This is a genomic window from Plantactinospora sp. CNZ320 (assembly GCF_002846275.1).
This window is the reverse complement of the sequence record NZ_PJMP01000001.1, coordinates 3,807,876-3,826,815: the sequence shown is the minus strand read 5'-3', so window position 1 is coordinate 3,826,815 and position 18,940 is coordinate 3,807,876. Positions and strand designations below refer to the sequence as shown.

Here is an 18,940-nt window from a genome sequence, read left to right as displayed (position 1 = left end):
TCGGTGCTATTCCCCCGATTTCTGCTGCTAGGCGTGTTTGGTAGCTGGTGGGCGAACGTTCTGGCTAAAGGATCTTGACCCCCGGAAATCGCTGCTCATAGGCTCCGATCCACCTTCAAGCCGATCTCTGCCAGCCGTACCCCCCACCCCCGAGAAGGGATCCGACCGTCAGATGACGCTTCCGAAGTTCCCCCCGACGCCCCCTCCGAAGCCTCCCAGATCGATGTTCCGGCGTCTCGGCGGGGCAGCGGTCGCCCTGCTGCTCGCCCCGCTGCCGCTGCTGCCCGGCACCCCGGCCGCCGCCCATCCGGGCAAGCCGCCGACCCCGCCCGGATGCAGCCAGGACCCGTCCGCCCGGCTCACCGGGGTACCGAGCCCGGAGCGGCACCTCGGCTTCCCGCTCGGCCTCGGCCAGGAGCGGCTGGTCACCGACGACGAGATCCGTTCCTACCTCGGTGCCGTCGACGCCGCCTCCGACCGGGTGATCACCGGCAACCTCGGCAACAGCGTGCTCGGCCAGTCGATGCCGTACGCGATCGTCTCCGACCCCGCCCACCTGCGCCGGGGTGAGCTGGAGAAGATCGCCGGGGACATCCGCGACCTGCGCGACCCGCGCAAACTGTCGAACCGCAGGGCGGCGGAGATCGCAGCCAAGGGCCCGGCGATCGTCTGGGTGACCGGCAACGTGCACGGCGGGGAGAAGTCCGGCGGCGACGCCGCGCTGAAGACCCTCTACGAGCTGGCCGCCGGCCTCTCCTGCGAGGTACGCGAGCGCAACCAGAACCTCGTCACGATCATCCTGTCGACGCAGAACCCGGACGGTCGGGACGCCAGCCGCAGGCAGAACGAGTACGGCTTCGACCTGAACCGGGACTGGTTCTCGCGTACCCAGCCGGAGACCGACGCCAAGTTGGAGATGCTGCGCCGCTACCCGCCGCAGGTCTACGTCGACGCGCACGAGATGGGCGGCGACGAGTACTTCTTCCCGCCGAACGCCGACCCGATCCACCACGAGATCTCCGACGAGGTGGTCGACTGGATCAACCGGATCGGCGCGGCCAACGCCGAGGGCTTCGGCTACAACGGCGCCTGCTCGGACACGGTCACCAGCGAGTGCTACTTCAACTACGACACCTACGACATGTTCTTCATGGGGTACGGCGACACGGTGCCGGCCACCGGCTTCGGCGCCGCCGGGATGACGTACGAGAAGGGCAGCTCGTCGGCGGTCCAGGACCGGGTGCAGCAGCAGTTCAACACCCAGTGGGCGACCGTCGGCTGGGCCTCGGAGAACCGGCGGGAGATCCTGTCGGACTACTTCCGGATCTGGTCCGACGCCCTGGCCGAGGGGCGGGCCGGCAGGCTCCAGCCCAACGAGGTCGTGCAGCCGACGAACGAGGTGCAGTTCCCGGTACCGGACGTCACGGTCCGGTCGTACTTCCTGCTGCCGAACCGGCAGCTCGGCGACGTACGCCGGCTCGTCGAGCGGCTGCGCCGGATGGACGTCGAGGTGTACCGGCTGACGAAGTCGACGAAGGTGCCGAACGCGAAGGTCTTCGGCGGCCGGTCGGCCCGGAACGTCACCGTGCCGGCGGGCGCGTACTGGATCCCGATGGAGCAGCCGCAGAAGCACTGGATCCAGGCGATCCTGGGCGAGGACCCGTACGTCCCGTTCCCGTACTTCTACGACGTCTCGTCCTGGAGCAACCCGCTGCTGATGGGCGTGGAGACGATCTACACGGGTGACCGGCTCTCGCCGAAGGCGGAACGGGTCCGGGGCGTCGACGGTGGCCGGGACTCCGGCGCGCCGAGGCACGGCTCGTACGCGTACCCGCTGGACTCGGCGGCGGCGGCCGAGCTGACCTTCAAGCTGCTCGGCACGGGCGTGGAACTGCGTCGCGACCAGCGCAGCGGCGTCGTGACGCTGCCGGCGGCCAGCCTGACCGGCGGGCGTGACCAGCTCGCCCGCTCCCTCGGGGTGACCCTGACCGCCCGGCGGAGCGGACCGGCCGGCACCGCACTGACCCTGCCCGACGTCGGCCTGTACTCCGGCACCGGCATCTCCACCACCTCCGGCTCGCACGGCGAGGCCCGGTACGTGCTCGGTGCCCGGTGGGGCCTCGACCTCAAGCCGGTCGGTACGGCGGACATCAACGACAACACCGCGGCCTTCACCGGCCGGACCGTCCTGCTGGTGCCGGACGGCAGCAACCCGACCGGTGGCCTCACCGCCGCAGGCCAGGCCAACCTGCGGGCCTGGGTGGCGGCCGGCGGCACCTACGTCGGGCTGCGCAACCAGGGCACCCGGATGGCCCGCTCCGCCGGGCTGACCTCGACGGTCGAGCTGCCGAAGCCGACCGGCTACACCGTGATCGGCTCGCACCTGCGGGTCGACGTCGACCGGAGCAGCCCGGTCGGGCTGGGCCGGCCGGCCGAGGACTTCGAGTTCAACAACAACGACTCGATCCTCTCGCCCAGCACCACCGGCAGGAACGTGTTGACGTACCCGGCCGACGGGCGGTTCTGGCACAACGGCTTCACCGAGCACGCGGACGCGCTCAAGGGCACTGTCGCGCTGGTCGACGAGCCGACCGGGGCCGGCCGGGCGGTGCTGTTCGCGTTCAACCCGCTGTTCCGGGCGTACAACGAGAGTGGGCTGCACCTGGTCGCCAACGCGCTGCTGGCACCGTCGGCGGGTCCGGCGGCATCGGCGTCGCCGGGTGCCCGCGCGGCGGCTCCCGCCGTACCTCCGGCCCGGGCCTCCGCCGCCGCGGCGCCGGCAGCGGAGAACCTGGGCGGGCAGTGGCGGCCGATCTCCGTCCGGGTCGCCGCCGCCGACCTGGACCGGACCCGGGCGATCGTCGCCCGGTACGCCGACGACGCACAGGTCGGCACGGCGAACGGTACGGCGTACCTGACCATCCCTAACCCGGAGGGTCTGACGTCGGACGAGCACCCGTTCCTGCGTGAACTGGTCCGGGAGATCCGGGCGGCGGGCATTCCGCTGCGCTCCGTCGTCGGCTGACCGACAGCGTTACGTACGTGGGGGGTGGGAGTGTTCTCCCACCCCCACTGCTTTGTTCGGTTGCGGAATCGCGCAATGGATCGGACACGGATTCTTCCCATCGACAGTCGTACCGACCTAGGGTGACGCCACAATTCTCGCCTGGGGGGAAGGTACGCGATGAAAAGCATCCGCTCACTGCTGGCCGGCGTCGCTGTTATCGGCGCGCTGTCGGTGCTTGTTCCCGGGGTGGCCCGGGCGAATCCGTCCGGGCACGATCCCGGTTCCCGGGCCGTCGAAGCCCTCGCCCCGGGCCCGGCCGGGGTGGCGGACGTCAGGGAGATCGCGCCGGGTGTCTACAGCGGACGGACGGTGGCAGCCTGGGGGTGCGAGTCCGGAGCCGTCTGCTTCTACACCCAGCGCGACGGCAACGGGGGTGTCTGCTGGTCCAGGGGAAACGTGCCCTCTTCGAGTTGCGGCTACCGCGCCTCCTATTTCAACAACGGCGCGCCCTGCTCCGGTTGCGACCACGTCCGGGTGTACGAGGGCTTCAACTACACCGGCATCGAATTGGCGTGCCTGCACTACGGCTGGGCCGAGGGCCGGGGCAACTTCTACATCTCATTGCCGGTGAATTCCTTCCGCTGGGGCGGCGAATGCTGAATTCGTGGCCCGGTCGGGGCCGCCCCGTCTGTGCAGCCAGCTCGACAGTCTCGGCGTCGGGGGCTGCCAGCCGGGCCGGCTCCGCGCCCAACGCCATCCGCGCCCAACGGCGCCCGCGTCCGGCCCTGCCCCGGCTGGCCGGGTAGGGCTGTCGGGAGCAGGTTACTGGCGGGTATTCTTCGGATATCCGGGGCGCGGTGCCGCCGGGGGACGAGTGCCGGGAGGGCCGCGGTGACCAGTGAGTCGTCGTTCGACGCATACCTGCTGCCGGAGGAGCACCGGGCGATCCGGGAGGCCGTCCGGGAGGTCTGCGACGCCAAGGTCGCGCCGAACGCGGCCGAGGCCGACGAGACCGGCGAGTTCCCGAAGGCGTCGTACGAGGCGCTGCGGGCCGCCGACTTCCACGCCCCGCACATCCCCGAGGAGTACGGCGGAGCGGGTGCCGACGCCCTCGCCACCGCGATCGTGATCGAGGAGGTGGCCCGGGCCTGCGCCTCCTCCTCGCTGATCCCGGCGGTGAACAAGCTCGGCACCATGCCGCTGCTGCTGGCCGCCTCCGAGGAGTTGAAGCGGCGCTACCTGCCGCGGGTGGCCCGGGGCGAGGCGATGTTCTCGTACTGCCTCTCCGAGCCGGAGGCGGGCAGCGACGCCGCGTCGATGACCACCCGGGCGGTCCGGGACGGCGACCACTACGTGCTCAACGGCGTCAAGCGGTGGATCACCAACGCCGGGGTGTCGGAGTACTACACCGTCTTCGCGGTGACCGATCCGGCGGCCCGGTCGCGCGGCATCTCCGCCTTCGTGGTGGAGAAGTCCGACCCCGGGGTCAGCTTCGGGGCGCCGGAGAAGAAGCTCGGCATCAAGGGCTCACCGACCCGCGAGGTCTACCTCGACAACGTGCGGATCCCGGCGGACCGCATGATCGGCGAACCGGGCAGCGGCTTCGGCACCGCGATGAAGACCCTGGACCACACCCGGGTCACCATCGCCGCCCAGGCGGTCGGGATCGCCCAGGGGGCGCTGGACTACGCCAAGGGGTACGTGCGGGAGCGCAAGCAGTTCGGCAAGGCGGTCGCGGAGTTCCAGGGCGTGCAGTTCATGCTCGCCGACATGGGGATGAAGCTGGAGGCGGCCCGGCAGCTGACGTACGCGGCGGCCGGCCGGTCGGAGCGGGGCGACGCCGACCTGACGTACTTCGGCGCCGCAGCCAAGTGCTTCGCCTCGGACGCCGCGATGGAGATCACCACCGACGCGGTGCAGCTCCTCGGCGGGTACGGCTACACCCGGGACTACCCGGTCGAGCGGATGATGCGGGACGCCAAGATCACGCAGATCTACGAGGGCACCAACCAGGTGCAGCGGATCGTGATGGCCCGTCAACTCCTCAAGGACTGACCTCCGTGCCGGTGCGCCGGACGTCGATGCCACGCCCGGGCCGCGCAACGCCGACCGGTGTGGATGGCCGGTGGATACGATGACCGCATGAGTGCGGAGGCGTTCGGCAGGGCCCTGCCCGCCGTCGTCACGCTCGACGACCTGGCGGCCATGATCGCTGCCGACCAGCACGGCCATCGGTATGAGCTGGGCCCCGAGGGAGCCCTGTCGATCATGCCGCCGCCGGACTCCGAGCATGCCGCGGTCGCCAGCCGGCTCCTCGTCTGGCTCGCCATGGCGGGCTGGCCGGCCGAGCAGGTGCTCCAGGCCGCCGGAATCCGGATCCCCGGTCCGGACGGCGACGGCGGCCGGATTCCCGACCTCACGGTCTGGGCCCGTGCACAGCCGCGAAGTGTCTGGCTGTCCCTCGCCGACCTGGTGCTGGTGATCGAGATCGTGTCACCCGGCTCGGCGGCGATGGACGAGGTCGTCAAGCGCCGCGAGTACGCGTACGCCGGGATTCCGCGGTACTGGATGGTCGAGCGGGATGCGGCGCAGACGGTCACCCTGCACGTCCTCGGCCCGGACCGGACGTACGAGGTGGCGGCGAAGATGCCGCTGGCCTGGCTGTTGCAGACCGACCCGGCCGACCACCACATCGGCGGCTGAGCACCGGATCGGCAGCTGACCCGTCGGCCGACCGGCCCACGGCGTGGGCGGACCGTCAGCGGTCGCCCAGTCGGCGGGTCACCCCGTCCATGCCGTCGTCGTCCCGGCCCCCGCTGAACTGGGTGGTCTCGTCGGAGCGTCCGCCGAACTGGGTGGTCTCGTCGCTGCCCGGCTGGCCTGCCCGGGGTGCCGGGGCCGGCGGCGTCAGCGGACTGTAGGTGGGCGGCTGCGGCGGGCCGAAGCTCGGCGGCTGCGGCGGTGCGCTCGGGGCGTTGTACGGCGGGGCCGAGGGTGTCGGGTGGTGCGGCGCGACCGGGCCGTAGTTCGGCGGTACGGCGGGACCGAAGTTCGGCGGTGCGGACTGGGCGTAGTTCGGGGCGCCGGAGGGGCCGTAGTTGGGCGGGTGCGCGGGCGGGCCGCCGGGCGGGAACTGTCCGTACGGGAACTGTCCGCCGGGTGCGGGCTGGCCGGCCGGTGGGTGGGGCGGAAAACCGGGCTGGCCGGTGGCGCCGGGGAGGCTGGCCACGGCCGCACGGGGCGAGCGCCAGCGCTGCGGTACGAGCAGGGTCGCGCCGAGCAGCACGGCCATCAGGGTGGAGAAGGCCCCGGCCGGGGCGGTGAGAGCGAAGTTGACGCCGAACACGGAGCGCGGCAGCAGGTCGGCCATCGACCTGAAGTCGACCATGGTCCAGAGCGCCATGACCAGGAAGAACAGGCCGGCGACCACGGTACCGACCGGGGACCACCGGGGCAGCAGCAGTGCGGCGAGCAGCCCCGCGACGGCGACGATCGCGACGAACCCCACGATCATGTCCCCGGTCAGGTCGTTGGCGATGCCGCCGTTGAACCTGACCAGTCCGATCCCGAACAACACCCAGATGATCGGTACGCTGACCAACCCGAAGACCAGGGATCCAAGGTGTCGCACCGCAACCTCCCGCGCCGGAGTGCCTTCCGGCACCGTACCCGGAACGGGCAACGCCGGAATCGGCGTGTCGGTCCGGGGCGGGTCGACGGACGACCCGCCCCGGCATGGTCAACCGGTCGGGCTGCCGGCCGCGTCGTCGCGCTTCGCCGTGGTCCGGGGCGGTGCCGACCACGGCGAGCCGGCATCGCGGCGCGGTAGCGGCGGCAGTGGTTGGGTGTCCGGCTCCGGGTAACCCAGCGTCGGCGGCTTGGCGTCGGTGTCCGGTGGGTTGTTCAGCAGGGACCAGTCGGTCGGAGTCGGCTCCTCCGGGTCGGCCGGCGCCGGTGCCGGGCTGGCGGCGACCGGGCAGGGCCAACGGCGCCAGCGCTGGACGCTGAAGGTGGCCATCAGCAGCAGTACGCCGACCAGGAACGTGGTGCCGTTGTCCAGCACCTGCACCAGCGGCAGCGGGTCGCCGAACACCTTCCAGTTCGCCGGCACCGCGTCGCGCACCGTGAACGGGTCGACGAACAGCCCGACGTACGGTGCGGCCAGCAGCAGGCCGGCGACGAGCGGACCCGTCGGGGAGAGCCGCAGCGTACCGAGCAGGCCGAGCAGGATGCCCGCGACTCCGAGGTAGACGGCCCCCTGGATCAGGTTGGCCGTGTTGAAGGTACCGACTTCCTCCCAGCGGGTGACGGTGCGGGCGGACCCGTCCTGACCGAGCGCGATCAGGGCCCAGGTCAGTGGCGCCGCCACCACTCCGGCGAGGAAGCTCCAGAGATGTCGCATCCGCGCACCGTACCGTTTCGGCAGCCGTCGAGCAGCCTGCCCGGGCGCGTCTCGCATCGATCTTGCTGACTGTCACCGTGGGATGACCGGGTGATCCGGGTAACCCCCGTCACCGGCGGAGGCGGCAGGGGCGGCGGCACGGCGCGTCGCCGTACCGTTGCGGGCATGACCGAGCAGCCTTCGCCGCCGCCGGCCGGCAAGCCGACCTCGTACTCGCGGGTCACGCTGAGCCGGATCATGACGGCGGTCGACGTCAACCTCTACGGCACCGTGCACGGCGGGGTGCTGATGAAGTTCGTCGACGACGTGGCCGGGGCGTCGGCGGCCCGGCACTCGGGCGGCACGGCGGTGACCGCCGCGATCGACGAGATCGTCTTCGCCGAGCCGGTCCGGGTCGGTGACCTGGTGCACGCGCACGCCCAGGTCAACTGGACCGGGCAGACCTCGATGGAGGTAGGGGTCCGGGTGGTCGCCGAGCGCTGGGACAGCGCCGAGGAGACCCCGATCCTGGTCGCCACCGCCTATCTGGTCTTCGTCGGGGTGGACGTGGCCGGCAACCCGCGCCCGGTCCGCCCGGTGCTGCCGGAGACGCCCACCGACGAGCGCCGGTTCCGCGAGGCGGAGATCCGCCGGGCGCACCGGCTGGCCAGGCGCAGGGCGATCCAGGCGCACCGGGGTGCCGGCGACTCCTCCGTGGCCGGCTGAGGCACCCCGCACCGGCTCTCCCCCTGGGGCGGCCCACATGATCCGGGGCCTGGACATGTGGGCCGGGCCCGCGTACCGGTGCCGCCTTCCGGGCGGAGAATGACGGGTCGGGTACGGCAGTATGGCGACCGGGTCCGGCACACCGTCGTGCCGGCCGTAGGGAGGGGCAGGACCATGGTTGGCGAGGTGCTCTGGACGCCGCCACCGGCCGGCGACGACCGGTCCCGGATCGGCGACTACCTGCGCTGGCTGCGCCGGCACCGGGGCCTCGACTTCGACGACTACGCCGCGCTGTGGCGCTGGTCGGTCACCGACCTCGACGGCTTCTGGCGCTCGATCTGGGACTACTTCGAGGTCGACGCACACACCGAGCCGACCGCCACCCTGGTCGACACCTCCATGCCCGGCACCCGATGGTTCCCCGGCGCCACCCTCAACTACACCGAGCACGTACTCCGGATGCCCGGGATGGCCGACGACGAGCCGGTGGTGATCGCACAGAGCCAGACCCGCGCCCCGGTCACCCTGACCGCCGCGCAGTTGCGCGAGCAGGTACGCCGGGTCCGGGCCGGACTGGTCCGTCTCGGCGTCGGCCCCGGTGACCGGGTGGCGGCGTACGCCCCGAACGTCCCCGAGACGTTCGTGTTGATGCTCGCCACCGCAAGCCTCGGCGCCGTCTTCTCCTCCTGCGCCCCCGAGTTCGGCACCCGCAGCGTGCTCGACCGCTGGCGGCAGATCGCCCCGACCGTGCTGGTGGCCGTCGACGGCTACCGGTACGGCGACAAGCCGGTCGACCGCCGCGCCGAGCTGGCGACGATCCGGGCCGAGCTGACCTCGCTGGTACACACGGTGGTGCTGCCCTATCTGGAGCCGGACGCCGCGCCGCCGGACGGCGCGCTTCGCTGGGCGGAGCTGGCGGCGGCCACCGACGAGCCGCTGACCTTCACGGCGGTCCCCTTCGACCACCCGCTCTACGTGCTCTACTCCTCCGGCACCACCGGGCTGCCGAAGCCGATCGTGCACGGGCACGGCGGCATCCTGCTCGAACACCTGAAGATGCTGGCGCTGCACCACGACCTCGGCCCGGGGGACCGGTTCTTCTGGTTCACCACCACCGGCTGGATGATGTGGAACTTCCTGGTCTCCGGCCCGGCGGTGGGTGCCGCGATCGTCCTCTTCGACGGCAACCCGGCGGTCCGGGCCGAGCCCGGCCAGCCGGCCGAACCCGACCTCGGCACGCTGTGGCGGCTGGCCGCCGAGACCGGCACCACCTACTTCGGCACCTCGGCGCCGTTCCTGCTGGCCTGCCGCAAGGCCGGGCTGCGCCCGGCGGAGTCGTTCGACCTCTCCGCCGTGCGCGGGGTCGGTTCGACAGGTGCGCCGCTGCCGGCCGAGGGCTTCCGCTGGGTGTACGACTCCGTCGGCGCCGACCTGCGGCTCGACTCGATCTCCGGTGGCACCGACGTCTGCACCGGTTTCGTCGGCGGGGTGCCGCTGTTGCCGGTTGTCGCCGGTGAGATCACCTGCCGCTGCCTGGGTGCCCGGGTGGAGGCGCGGTCGACCGACGGCGAGTCGGTGATCGACCAGCTCGGCGAGTTGGTGATCACGGCGCCGATGCCGAGCATGCCGGTCGGGTTCTGGAACGACCCGGAGGGGCGCCGCTACCGGGAGGCGTACTTCGACGTCTATCCCGGAGTGTGGCGGCACGGGGACTGGATCACCGTCACCGAGCGGGGCAGTTGCGTGATCACCGGCCGTTCCGACGCCACCCTCAACCGGGGCGGGGTGCGGCTGGGCACCGCCGAGTTCTACTCGGTGGTCGAGGGGCTGCCCGAGGTGACCGACTCGCTCGTGGTGCACCTGGAGGACGACGAGGGCGGGGCGGGGGAGCTGCTGCTCTTCGTCGTACTCGGGCCGGGATTGGAGCTGGATGCCGAGCTGACCGCGCGGATCAACCGGGAGCTGCGTACCGGGTTGTCGCCCCGGCACGTGCCGGACGAGATCCACCAGGTCGGTGCGGTACCGAGGACGCTGTCGGCGAAGAAGCTGGAGGTGCCGGTGAAGAAGATCCTCACCGGGGCAGCTGTCGACTCGGCCGCCGCCACCGGTGCACTGGCCAACCCGGAGTCGCTGCTCGCCTTCGAACGGTTCGCCCGGAACCGGGCTGCCGGTCGGTCGATGTGATCTGCGTTACGTCAACCGAACCGTGACCTTCTCCGTCGTCGCCCGGTCGTCCAGCCGGGTCGGGTCGAGGTTGCCGCAGAGCACTGTGCTGGCCCCGGCGGCCAGCGGGGCGAGCAGCCAGTCCACCGGGTCCGGGTGACGGGCGGCGTCGACGAGTACCCGGTCACCGGCCCCGATGCCCAGCTCGGCGGCGCGCTGGGCCGCCAGGTCGACAAGCACCGGATCCTGTGGACCGGCCGCCGGGTACGGCGTGAAGTGGTCGCCGTGCCCGCGTACCTCGACCACGTAGTCGGCCCAGCCGGGCGGCAGTTGGCGTACCGGTGCGGCGAGCGGGGCGAGCGCCAGGGCGTACCGGTCACCGGCCGGCCAGGCCGTCGCCTCGCCGACCCGGTCGACCGAGGCGAAGAGCACGTCGACCGGCTGCGGCCCGTCCGGCTCACCGGGTCGGGCACCGCAGACGGCCGACCCGACCGACCAGCAGCCGAGCAGCACGGCGGCGGTCTGCCAGTGCGGCGGGAGCAGCACCCCGACGGGATCGGCCGGAGCCAGCCCCGCCGAGTCGACAAGCAGGTTGGCGGTCTTGGCCACCCAGTTGGCCACTGTCGCCCCGGAGAGTTCGGTCCGGTCGCCGGTGGCGTCGTCGTACCAGGTCAGCAGCGGTCGGGTCGGGTCGGCGGCGATGGCGGCGGCGAAGAGCCCGGCAATGTTCTCGGTCATCGCCCGCGACGATACCGACCCGGCCGGCCGGTGGCGCCCGACCTCCGGACCGGGTCGTGGCGGTCGCCGAACCCGGGCGGAAGCCTGCGGATCGCACCCGTCGTGACGGCTTCGTCGCGGACCCGTCCGAGGTCGGTCGGGCACCCGTCGGGAGTCACCGGAAAGACAGTTGCCCGACGGGTCGCAGTCGACGCGTCCGGGGCGGTGCGGCGTAGGCTTGAAGTGTTCCGCACATCACATCCAGCCGAGGAGTCGCCAAGTGACCGCCGGTCGCCCGCCCCGCGTGCTAATTGACGCCACAAGCGTCCCCGCTGACCGGGGCGGCGTTGGTAGATACGTCGACGGCCTGCTCGGCGCCCTGGGCAAGGTGATCGGGTCGGGGCTGGAACTGGCGGTGGTCGGGCTGCGCACCGACGCCGAGCGCTACTCCCGGATGCTGCCGGCGGCCGAGGTGATCGCCGCACCGGCGGCGGTGGCGCACCGGCCGGCCCGGCTGGCCTGGGAGCAGACCGGGCTGCCGCTGCTGGCCCAGCAGGTCGGCGCGCACGTGCTGCACTCGCCGTTCTACACCTGTCCACTCCGGGCCGGCTGTCCGGTCACGGTCACCGTGCACGACGCGACCTTCTTCACCGAGCCGGAGCACTACGACAAGTCACGTCGGACCTTCTTCCGCAGTGCGATCAAGACCTCGCTGCGCCGCGCCGACCGGGTGATCGTGCCGAGCAAGGCGACCAGGGACGAGCTGATCCGGCTGCTGGACGCCGACCCGACCCGGATCGACGTGGCCTACCACGGCGTCGACCAGGCGGCGTTCCACGCGCCGAGCGACGAGGAGAAGGCCCGGGTACGCGCCCGGCTCGGCCTGGGCGGGCACAGCTACGTGGCGTTCCTCGGCGCCAAGGAGCCGCGCAAGAACGTGCCGAACCTGATCCGGGGCTGGGTGCTGGCGGTCAAGGACCGGCCCGAGCCGCCCGCCCTGGTGATCGCCGGTGGTCAGGGGCACGACGACGACATCGACCGGGCCGTCGCCGACGTGCCGGCGCACCTGCGGCTGCTCCGTCCCGGCTATCTGCGCTACGCCGACCTGCCGGGCTTCCTCGGCGGTGCCCTGGTCGCCGCCTACCCGTCGTACGGCGAGGGGTTCGGGCTGCCGATCCTGGAGGCGATGGCCTGCGCCGCCCCGGTGCTCACCACGCCGCGACTGTCGCTGCCCGAGGTGGGTGGCGACGCGGTCGCCTACACCAGCGAGGATCCGCAGCAGATCGCGACCGACCTCGGTGCCCTGCTCGACGACGAGGCGCGGCGGCTCGCGCTGGCGAAGGCGGGCTTCGACCGGGCCAAGGAGTTCACCTGGGAGTCGAGTGCCGAGGTGCACCTGGCGGCCTGGAGCCGGGCCCGGGCGTGACGGAGTTCGGGGCTGGAATCGGTGGTTATCAGACGGTGTGTGCGTCTGGCACCTGATGTCTCGGGCATGATGTGGCGATGTTCTACGCCGTGATCCCGGCCGGCGGCAGTGGCACGCGTCTGTGGCCACTCTCGCGCGCCGGCCGCCCCAAATTCCTCCTCCCGCTGACCGGCTCGGACGAGTCGCTGCTCCAGGCGACCGTACGCCGGGTGCGTCCCCTCGCCGGCCCCGAGAGCACGTACGTGGTCACCGGTGCCGCGCACGCGGTCGCGGTGGCTCGGCAACTGCCCGACGTACCGGAGGAGAACGTCCTGGTCGAACCCTCCCGCCGGGACTCCTGCGCGGCGATCGGGCTGGCGGCGGCGATCATCGCCCGTCGGGATCCGGACGCGGTGATGGGTGCCTTCTCCGCCGACCACGTGGTCGGCGACCAGACGCGCTTCCTGGAGGTGCTCGACGCGGCGATCTCGACCGCGCAGGACGGGTTGATGGTCGCGGTCGGCATCACGCCGACGCACCCGGAGACCGGCTACGGCTATCTGGAGTCGGGTGAGCCGATCGGCGGCGGCCCGGCCCGGCAGGTCGTCCGGTTCAAGGAGAAGCCGGAGTACGACCTCGCGGTCAAGTACGTCGAGTCCGGCCGCTTCTACTGGAACGCCTCGATGTTCGTCTGGCGGGTCGACGTCTTCCTCGGCGAGCTGGCCCGGCAACGGCCGGAGTTGCACGCCGGGCTGACCGAGATCGCCGGCGCCTGGGGCACCCCGGAGCAGGCGGCGGTGCTGGACCGGGTCTGGCCGGAGCTGACCAAGATCTCGGTGGACTTCGCGGTGATGGAGGGTGCGGCGGAGCGTGGTCTGGTCGCCACCGTGCCGGCCGACTTCCGGTGGAACGACGTCGGCGACTTCCACACCCTCGGCGAGGCGCTGACCGGCGACGACGCCAACAACGTGGTGCTCCGGGAGGGACCCGACGGTACGCCCCCGACCGGCCGGGTCGTGCTCCGGGACACCGCGCGGACGGTGGTGGTGACCCAGTCCGACCGGCTGGTGGTGACCCTCGGGATCGAGGACACCGTGGTGGTCGACATGCCGGACGCGCTGTTCGTCTGTGACCGGTCCCGGGCCCAGGAGGTCAAGGAGATCGTCGCCGCCCTGGAGGCGGAGGAGGCACACCCCTACCTGTAGCCGTGGGTGACCTCGGCGGCGGTCTCGGCCGCTGGACGCGGGCGGTGCCGCGCGAATACCGCGAGCGCCGGTGCCACCAGTTGGGCGGTGGCGCCGGCCAGCGGCTCGGGGAGCGCGTCCGGCGCGAACCAGCCGAGTTCCACCGACTCGGCGCTGACCCGTTCGACCGCGCCGGCCGGGGCGACGGCGGCGAAGCGTACGTCGTAGTGCAGCGAACCGCCCTGGCAGGAGACCTGGTGGATGTCCAGGTCGATCGGGGTCGGGTCGAGCCACAGCCCGGCGATGCCGGACTCCTCGGTCGCCTCCCGCAGCGCCGCACCGGCAAGCGTCCGGTCGCCGGGCTCGCAGTGCCCGCCGAGCTGCACCCAGCGGCGGAACCGACCGTGCAGGCAGAGCAGCACCCGGCTGCCGGTGGCGTCCAGCACCAGGGCGCTGGCGGTGACGTGGCCGACCCGGTGCTCCCGGGTCAGCGCCGCCGGGCCGCCCTCGTCGAGCAGCCGCAGGGTCCGGGCCAGCGCCTCCGCGGCCTCGTCGGTGGGCGGCCGCCAGCCGGTGAGCAGGGCTGACGCGTCGGCGTAGAGGGAATCGGGCACAGCGCCACCCTAGTGCGGGGCTCGTAGCATGATCGGTATGACGTGCCTTTCGCGTACTGTCGAACTGGCGGTCGCCGGTAACGAGGCGAGCGACCTGCTGCCGGTACGCGCCCCCGAGGTGCTCGCCGCGTACGGGGCGCGACGGGGTTTCTGGACGGTACTCGACGAGGGGCCGGTCGAGGAGTGCCTCGCCCTGCTGGTCGAGCGGTACGACGGCACCTGGTTGACCGTGCACCTGCCGATGGACGCCGGTGCCGAGAACGGCCGGACCGAGGACGGCGAGGCGCTGGCCCGGTACGACGGCTGGGTCTACGTCTTCGGTTCGCACTTCGGCTCGAAGCGCGGGCCGTTGCGCCCCCGCCGCGCCTTCGTGGCCCGGTTCCGTGAGGCGGATGCCGCCGCCGCGCTGCCCCGGCTGCACGTGGTACGCAATCAGTTCCGGCTGCACCGGGCGGTGAACGACGCCCTGCTGGATGCCGGGATCGGCGTACTGCCGGCGGGGGAGCGGGTGCGGCACCTGTTCATCGCCGCGACCCGGGCCCGGGGCATCGCCAGGGCGAAGAGCTGGGTCGACCGGCTCACCGACGACGACCTGCCGGTCAACGTGGAGGCGGCGGCGTTCACCCCGACCGGCACCGTCCTGCTCGGTCTGCGGTTTCCGGTGACCGGGCGGGGCGAACCGGTGTTCGTGGAGTTGGCGGACGTGGCCGGGATGTTCGACCGGCGGAGCTGGCCCCGGGTCGTCGGCGCGTACGCGTTGACCGGGGTGACCCGACCCGGCGAGCTGACCGGCTTCCGGGCGCTGTCGGCCCGGGACGACGGCGAGTACGACGCGGTGGTCGGTTCGATCGACGCGCTCGACAAGCGTTCGGCGTTGCTCGACGACCATCCGGCCGGCGGCGACGTGACCAGCCGACACGTCCGGTTCCGTTGGCCGGCGGATCCGGCCGGGCCCAGCGTCGCCGGTGAGCTGGTCTGCGACCTCGCCCCACTGCACAACGTCGAGGGACTGGCCGAACTGGACGGTGCCCGCTACTACGTGACGGACGAGGACCACCGGGTCGCGCTGCTGATCGCTCAGGGCCGGTAGCCCAGGGCGGGTAGCCCGACGCGCAGGGCCCGGCCGGACGGTGTGGGTGGGGCTCCTGGGAAGCGACAACCCGGACGATCTCCTCCGCGGACGAGCTGCCCACGAACCCTCGTGTCAACCGTCCGGGTGCCGCGTTCCTTCCCTGCCTCCGGCAGGCCGCAGAGCCACCAGGCGTCCGGGACGCCAGTGACCCGATCTCGGCCCAGTGAGCATGCCCGCTGGCTCCACCGGCCGTCGAGGTTTTTCAGCCCACGCTGAAAGACGCTGGTAGATGGCGGCCGGGTAGAGTGCGAACCGGTTTCCGGGCAAACCCCATCCCGGCGATCTGGGGAGTGCGTGCCATGCTGCGGGTCTTCTTCTCCAGCCAGGACATCGCCCGGACCCGGGTCGCCCCTGCGGCGGACCAGGTCTGGGAGCTGGTCCTCAGCCTGCACCTGTTGCAGGGACGCACCCAGGATCCGATGATGGCGGGCTGGCGGCGGGGCGTCTCCGGTGGGCTCCGCCGGGACACCGCGCCGGGCCAGTTGCGGCTGCTGCTCGCCCTCAACCCGCCCCGCGGCTACTTTCCCGACTTCCTTACCCCCTACCACAGCATGTACGGCCTGGCGGCGGGGCTCGACGCCGTACGCTCCACTCCGGTCAACGCGCTGGAGCGGGACCTGACCGTACTGGCCGGGGAGAGTCCGCTGCCGTTGCCCGGCTCCGCCAGCGCGCTCGCCAGGGGCGATGTCGAGGTGCTGGAGCAGCTCACCGACTCGATGCGCACCTACCAGTCCATCGCGATCGAGCCGTACTGGGAGCGGATCCAGTCGACGATCGAGGCGGACCGGGCGCGGCGGGCCCGGGTTCTGCTCGACGGTGGCACCGAGGGGCTGCTGGCCAGCTTCCGCCCGGCGATGCGCTGGGATTCGGGGGTACTGGAGGTGCCCGACTATCCCGTCGCCCGGGACCTGCACCTCGACGGGCGCGGCCTGCTGCTGGTGCCGTCGTTCTTCTGCGCCCGCATCCCGGTGACCCTGGTCGATCCGGAACTGCCGCCGGTACTCGTCTATCCGGTCGACCGGTTGGGTGGGCTGACGTCGGCATCGGGCGAGGGCACCGGTCGGGTGCTGGCGACCTGCGGAGAGGAGAGCCGGGCGGCGCTGGCCGCGCTGATCGGGAAGACCCGGGCCCGGGTGCTGGAGGTGATCGGCGACGGCTGCTCGACCGGCGAGGTGGCGCGCCGGCTGAACGTCTCGGCGGCGGCGGCGAGCCAGCACACCACCGTGCTGCGCAACGCCGGGCTGCTGGTCAGTCACCGCGACCGAAACACCGTGCTGCACAGCCTGACCCCGCTGGGCAGGGCCATCCTGACCGGATGAGCGCGCGGCTCAGCGCCCGGCGGCGGGGCCGGTCGCTGCGCCGACCAGCAGCGTCGCCCCGACCGCACCGGGCGGTGCCGGCAGCACGGCGGAGCCGAGACCCTCGGCGGCCAGCGCGGCCCGCAGCCGGTGCAGGTCGGCGCCGAACCGGATCAGCGCCGCCGGCTCGGCCCCGGCCGGGGGCGCGCAGTCGAGCAGCGCGGCGGTGCCGGGGAGCGGGGGTTCGCGGTCGAGCGGCGCGGCGGTGCCGGGGAGCGGGGGTTCGGCCGCTTCGGCGAGCCGGTCGCGTACCCGTTGCTCGTCGGTGACCAGCGTCCAGGCCGTGCCGGGCGCGACGACCCCGGCCACCGTGCGCAGGGCCCGGTCCACCGCCGCGTGGTCGAGCGTCGCGTGGCCCAGCCCGGCGTCGGTGCCGCCGGGGACCACCGGCACCACGGGTGGGACCGGCCCGCCGGCCGTCGACTCGGCCAGGGTGGCGGCGGCGCGCAGCCCCTCGGCCCGCGCCTCGGCGGTGCCGAGGGCGAACAGGTCGTGCGCGGCGTCCCTGACCAGCACCGTCGCGCCGGGCCCGTCGTCCTGGCCGGCGGCACCGGGATAGCCCCGAACCACCGCCACCGGCACCTGGTCACACTTGCCCTTGACGAGTTCGCCCGCGCCGGCCAACTCGTCGACCACTGCCATCTGGGTGATGTTGAGCTTGTTGCCGTAGGGGTCGACCTCGTCCCGGTGGTCACGGATCGCCGGCATCCCGGCGACCCCGAGCGCCACGTCGGTCAGGCCGTTGCGCCACGGCCGGCCCATCGTGTCCGAGATGATCACAGACACGTCCGCGCCGTGCCGCCGGCGGATCGCTGCCCGCAACGCCCGGGCGGAGGCGTCCGGATCCTTCGGCAGCAGGACCAGCCGGGAGCGGTCCACGTTGGAGGCGTCGATCCCGGCGGAGGCCATCACGAAGCCGTGGTGCGTCTGCACGATCCGGGTCGCGCCGCGCCGGGCCACCGGGCGGGCGGTCTCGCTGGCCAGTACCTCGGCCCGGGCCGCCTCCCGCTCCGGCCCGTCGACCGGTACGTCGACCAGCCGGCCCTCCGCCTTGGAGACGATCTTGCTGGTCACCACGAGTACGTCGCCGTCCCGCAGCCATGGGGCGGCGGTCGTGATCAGCGCCGACAGGTCGTCGCCCTCGGTGACGTCGCCGATGCCGAGCACCGGCAGCACCTCAAGTCTCATCCCAGCTCCACGGTCAGGCCAGCTCCACGGTCAGGCCAGTTCCACGGCGGTCCGGACCATGGTCGCGGTCGCCGCCTCGTCGGTCATCCACAGCGGCGCTGCCCGCACGGTCACCCCCTCGACCTCGGCCCCGGCGTCGGTGCTGTCCACCAGCCAGGCGTCCAGGATGCCACCGGCCGACCGGGCACCGTAGAGGCCACCCACCCCGGCGGCGGTGCAGGGCACACCGAGCACCGCCAGGCAGCGGTCCGCCATCCCGCGTACCGGGGCGTCGCCGATGATCGGTGACACCCCGATCACCGGTGCCGAGCCGGCGACCAGCGCCTCCCGAATCTGCGGTACGGCGAGCACCGGCGCGATGCTCACCACCGGGTTGCTCGGGGCGAGCAGCACCACGTCGGCTCCGGCCAGCGCGTCGAGCACTCCGGCCGCCGGCTTGGCCGTCTCCGCCCCCACGAAGACGAACCGGTAGGTGGGCAGGTCGCCCCGGTGGCGTACCCACCACTCCTGGAAGTGGATCGCCCGCTGGGCGGCGGGCTTCCCCGCTCCGGGGTCGCCCGGCTCTCCCGCGTCCGGGTCGGCGGACTTGCCCGCTCCGGGGTCGCCCGGCTTTCCCGATTCCGGGTCGGCGACCACGACGTGGGTCTCCAGGCGGTCGTCGGTGGCGGGCAGCAGGCGTATCCCGGGCTGCCAGCGGGCGCAGAGCGCCTCGGTGACCGCCGAGAGGGGGTAGCCGGCGTTCAGCATGGTGGTCCGGACCAGGTGCGTCGCCACGTCCCGGTCGCCGAGGCCGAACCAGGTCGGCTCCGCGCCGTACGCGGCGAGTTCCTCCTTGACGGTCCAGGTCTCGTCGACCCGTCCCCAGCCCCGTTCCGGGTCGGCCCCACCGCCGAGGGTGTACATCACGCTGTCCAGGTCGGGGCAGATCCGCAGCCCGTGCAGGACGACGTCGTCGCCGACGTTGACCACCGCGGTCACCTCGGCGCCCACCTGCCGGGCGTACGCCCGCACGCCGGTCAGGAAGCGGGCCCCGCCGATGCCGCCGGTCAACACCACGATGCGCAT

The 18,940-nt window shown here is 72.6% G+C and carries 16 protein-coding genes; 10 read left to right on the top strand and 6 right to left on the bottom strand.

Going from position 1 to position 18,940, the window contains the following annotated elements; genetic code table 11:
• Positions 1-223 precede the first annotated feature (223 nt).
• From CLT71_RS16780 to CLT71_RS16765, 4 genes are all read left to right on the top strand, one after another.
• The gene (locus CLT71_RS16780) at positions 224-3,025 is read left to right on the top strand and encodes a M14 family zinc carboxypeptidase (RefSeq protein WP_101367941.1); all 2,802 of its coding nucleotides are present in this window, start codon (positions 224-226) and stop codon (positions 3,023-3,025) included.
• Between the two features lie 159 nt (positions 3,026-3,184).
• Positions 3,185-3,667, top strand: coding sequence for a peptidase inhibitor family I36 protein (locus tag CLT71_RS16775; RefSeq protein ID WP_101367940.1), 483 nt, complete (start codon positions 3,185-3,187; stop codon positions 3,665-3,667).
• 231 nt (positions 3,668-3,898) lie between these two features.
• Positions 3,899-5,062 (top strand): acyl-CoA dehydrogenase family protein, encoded by a 1,164-nt coding sequence (locus CLT71_RS16770; RefSeq protein WP_101367939.1) that lies wholly within the window; start codon positions 3,899-3,901, stop codon positions 5,060-5,062.
• A gap of 87 nt (positions 5,063-5,149) precedes the next feature.
• On the top strand, positions 5,150-5,710 hold the full coding sequence (locus CLT71_RS16765; protein WP_101371516.1) for a Uma2 family endonuclease: 561 nt from the start codon (positions 5,150-5,152) through the stop codon (positions 5,708-5,710).
• A gap of 55 nt (positions 5,711-5,765) precedes the next feature.
• Here the strand turns inward: CLT71_RS16765 and CLT71_RS16760 are convergent, their stop codons facing one another.
• Both CLT71_RS16760 and CLT71_RS16755 read right to left on the bottom strand, forming a co-directional pair.
• Entirely contained in the window at positions 5,766-6,638 is an 873-nt protein-coding gene (locus CLT71_RS16760; protein ID WP_101367938.1) for a hypothetical protein, read from the bottom strand.
• 108 nt (positions 6,639-6,746) lie between these two features.
• Positions 6,747-7,409, bottom strand: a complete 663-nt coding sequence (locus tag CLT71_RS16755; protein ID WP_101367937.1) for a hypothetical protein — start codon at positions 7,407-7,409, stop codon at positions 6,747-6,749.
• A gap of 165 nt (positions 7,410-7,574) precedes the next feature.
• On the opposite strand from CLT71_RS16755, the gene CLT71_RS16750 reads away from it, so the two are divergent.
• Together CLT71_RS16750 and CLT71_RS16745 are read left to right on the top strand one after the other, a co-directional pair.
• Complete coding sequence (locus tag CLT71_RS16750) at positions 7,575-8,114, top strand: acyl-CoA thioesterase (protein WP_101367936.1); 540 nt, start codon at positions 7,575-7,577, stop codon at positions 8,112-8,114.
• A 174-nt stretch (positions 8,115-8,288) separates the two neighbouring features.
• Positions 8,289-10,298: an acetoacetate--CoA ligase gene (locus CLT71_RS16745; protein WP_101371515.1), complete on the top strand. Its 2,010-nt coding sequence runs from the start codon at positions 8,289-8,291 to the stop codon at positions 10,296-10,298.
• Between the two features lie 6 nt (positions 10,299-10,304).
• Here the strand turns inward: CLT71_RS16745 and CLT71_RS16740 are convergent, their stop codons facing one another.
• Entirely contained in the window at positions 10,305-11,015 is a 711-nt protein-coding gene (locus CLT71_RS16740) for a TIGR03089 family protein (protein ID WP_101367935.1), read from the bottom strand.
• Positions 11,016-11,274: 259 nt separating this feature from the next.
• On the opposite strand from CLT71_RS16740, the gene CLT71_RS16735 reads away from it, so the two are divergent.
• Positions 11,275-12,420, top strand: a complete 1,146-nt coding sequence (locus CLT71_RS16735; protein WP_101367934.1) for a glycosyltransferase family 4 protein — start codon at positions 11,275-11,277, stop codon at positions 12,418-12,420.
• 77 nt (positions 12,421-12,497) lie between these two features.
• Positions 12,498-13,604 carry a sugar phosphate nucleotidyltransferase gene (locus CLT71_RS16730; RefSeq protein WP_101367933.1) on the top strand — a complete coding sequence of 369 codons (1,107 nt, stop codon included), beginning with the start codon at positions 12,498-12,500 and terminating at the stop codon, positions 13,602-13,604.
• Here the strand turns inward: CLT71_RS16730 and CLT71_RS16725 are convergent.
• A complete protein-coding gene (locus CLT71_RS16725; RefSeq protein WP_486483301.1) occupies positions 13,595-14,197 on the bottom strand; it encodes an NUDIX hydrolase in 603 nt (200 codons plus the stop codon). The genes CLT71_RS16730 and CLT71_RS16725 overlap by 10 nt on opposite strands.
• A 37-nt stretch (positions 14,198-14,234) precedes the next feature.
• Between CLT71_RS16725 and CLT71_RS16720 the strand changes: the two genes are divergently transcribed.
• Positions 14,235-15,287 carry a glycoside hydrolase family 183 protein gene (locus CLT71_RS16720; protein ID WP_101367932.1) on the top strand — a complete coding sequence of 351 codons (1,053 nt, stop codon included), beginning with the start codon at positions 14,235-14,237 and terminating at the stop codon, positions 15,285-15,287.
• Between the two features lie 341 nt (positions 15,288-15,628).
• On the top strand, positions 15,629-16,648 hold the full coding sequence (locus CLT71_RS16715; protein ID WP_101367931.1) for a winged helix-turn-helix domain-containing protein: 1,020 nt from the start codon (positions 15,629-15,631) through the stop codon (positions 16,646-16,648).
• 9 nt (positions 16,649-16,657) lie between these two features.
• Here the strand turns inward: CLT71_RS16715 and CLT71_RS16710 are convergent, their stop codons facing one another.
• Entirely contained in the window at positions 16,658-17,875 is a 1,218-nt protein-coding gene (locus CLT71_RS16710) for a coenzyme F420-0:L-glutamate ligase (RefSeq protein ID WP_101367930.1), read from the bottom strand.
• A gap of 30 nt (positions 17,876-17,905) precedes the next feature.
• Positions 17,906-18,940 carry a 2-phospho-L-lactate transferase gene (locus CLT71_RS16705; RefSeq protein WP_101367929.1) on the bottom strand — a complete coding sequence of 345 codons (1,035 nt, stop codon included), beginning with the start codon at positions 18,938-18,940 and terminating at the stop codon, positions 17,906-17,908.

Coding starts and splice junctions, on each gene's coding strand:
- CLT71_RS16720 (WP_101367932.1), top strand. CDS start 14,235: ATGACGTGCCTTTCGCGTACTGTCGAACTGGCGGTCGCCGGTAACGAG.
- CLT71_RS16730 (WP_101367933.1), top strand. CDS start 12,498: ATGTTCTACGCCGTGATCCCGGCCGGCGGCAGTGGCACGCGTCTGTGG.
- CLT71_RS16755 (WP_101367937.1), bottom strand. CDS start 7,409: ATGCGACATCTCTGGAGCTTCCTCGCCGGAGTGGTGGCGGCGCCACTG.
- CLT71_RS16715 (WP_101367931.1), top strand. CDS start 15,629: ATGCTGCGGGTCTTCTTCTCCAGCCAGGACATCGCCCGGACCCGGGTC.
- CLT71_RS16745 (WP_101371515.1), top strand. CDS start 8,289: ATGGTTGGCGAGGTGCTCTGGACGCCGCCACCGGCCGGCGACGACCGG.
- CLT71_RS16775 (WP_101367940.1), top strand. CDS start 3,185: ATGAAAAGCATCCGCTCACTGCTGGCCGGCGTCGCTGTTATCGGCGCG.
- CLT71_RS16750 (WP_101367936.1), top strand. CDS start 7,575: ATGACCGAGCAGCCTTCGCCGCCGCCGGCCGGCAAGCCGACCTCGTAC.
- CLT71_RS16705 (WP_101367929.1), bottom strand. CDS start 18,940: ATGCGCATCGTGGTGTTGACCGGCGGCATCGGCGGGGCCCGCTTCCTG.
- CLT71_RS16710 (WP_101367930.1), bottom strand. CDS start 17,875: ATGAGACTTGAGGTGCTGCCGGTGCTCGGCATCGGCGACGTCACCGAG.
- CLT71_RS16740 (WP_101367935.1), bottom strand. CDS start 11,015: ATGACCGAGAACATTGCCGGGCTCTTCGCCGCCGCCATCGCCGCCGAC.
- CLT71_RS16780 (WP_101367941.1), top strand. CDS start 224: ATGTTCCGGCGTCTCGGCGGGGCAGCGGTCGCCCTGCTGCTCGCCCCG.
- CLT71_RS16765 (WP_101371516.1), top strand. CDS start 5,150: ATGAGTGCGGAGGCGTTCGGCAGGGCCCTGCCCGCCGTCGTCACGCTC.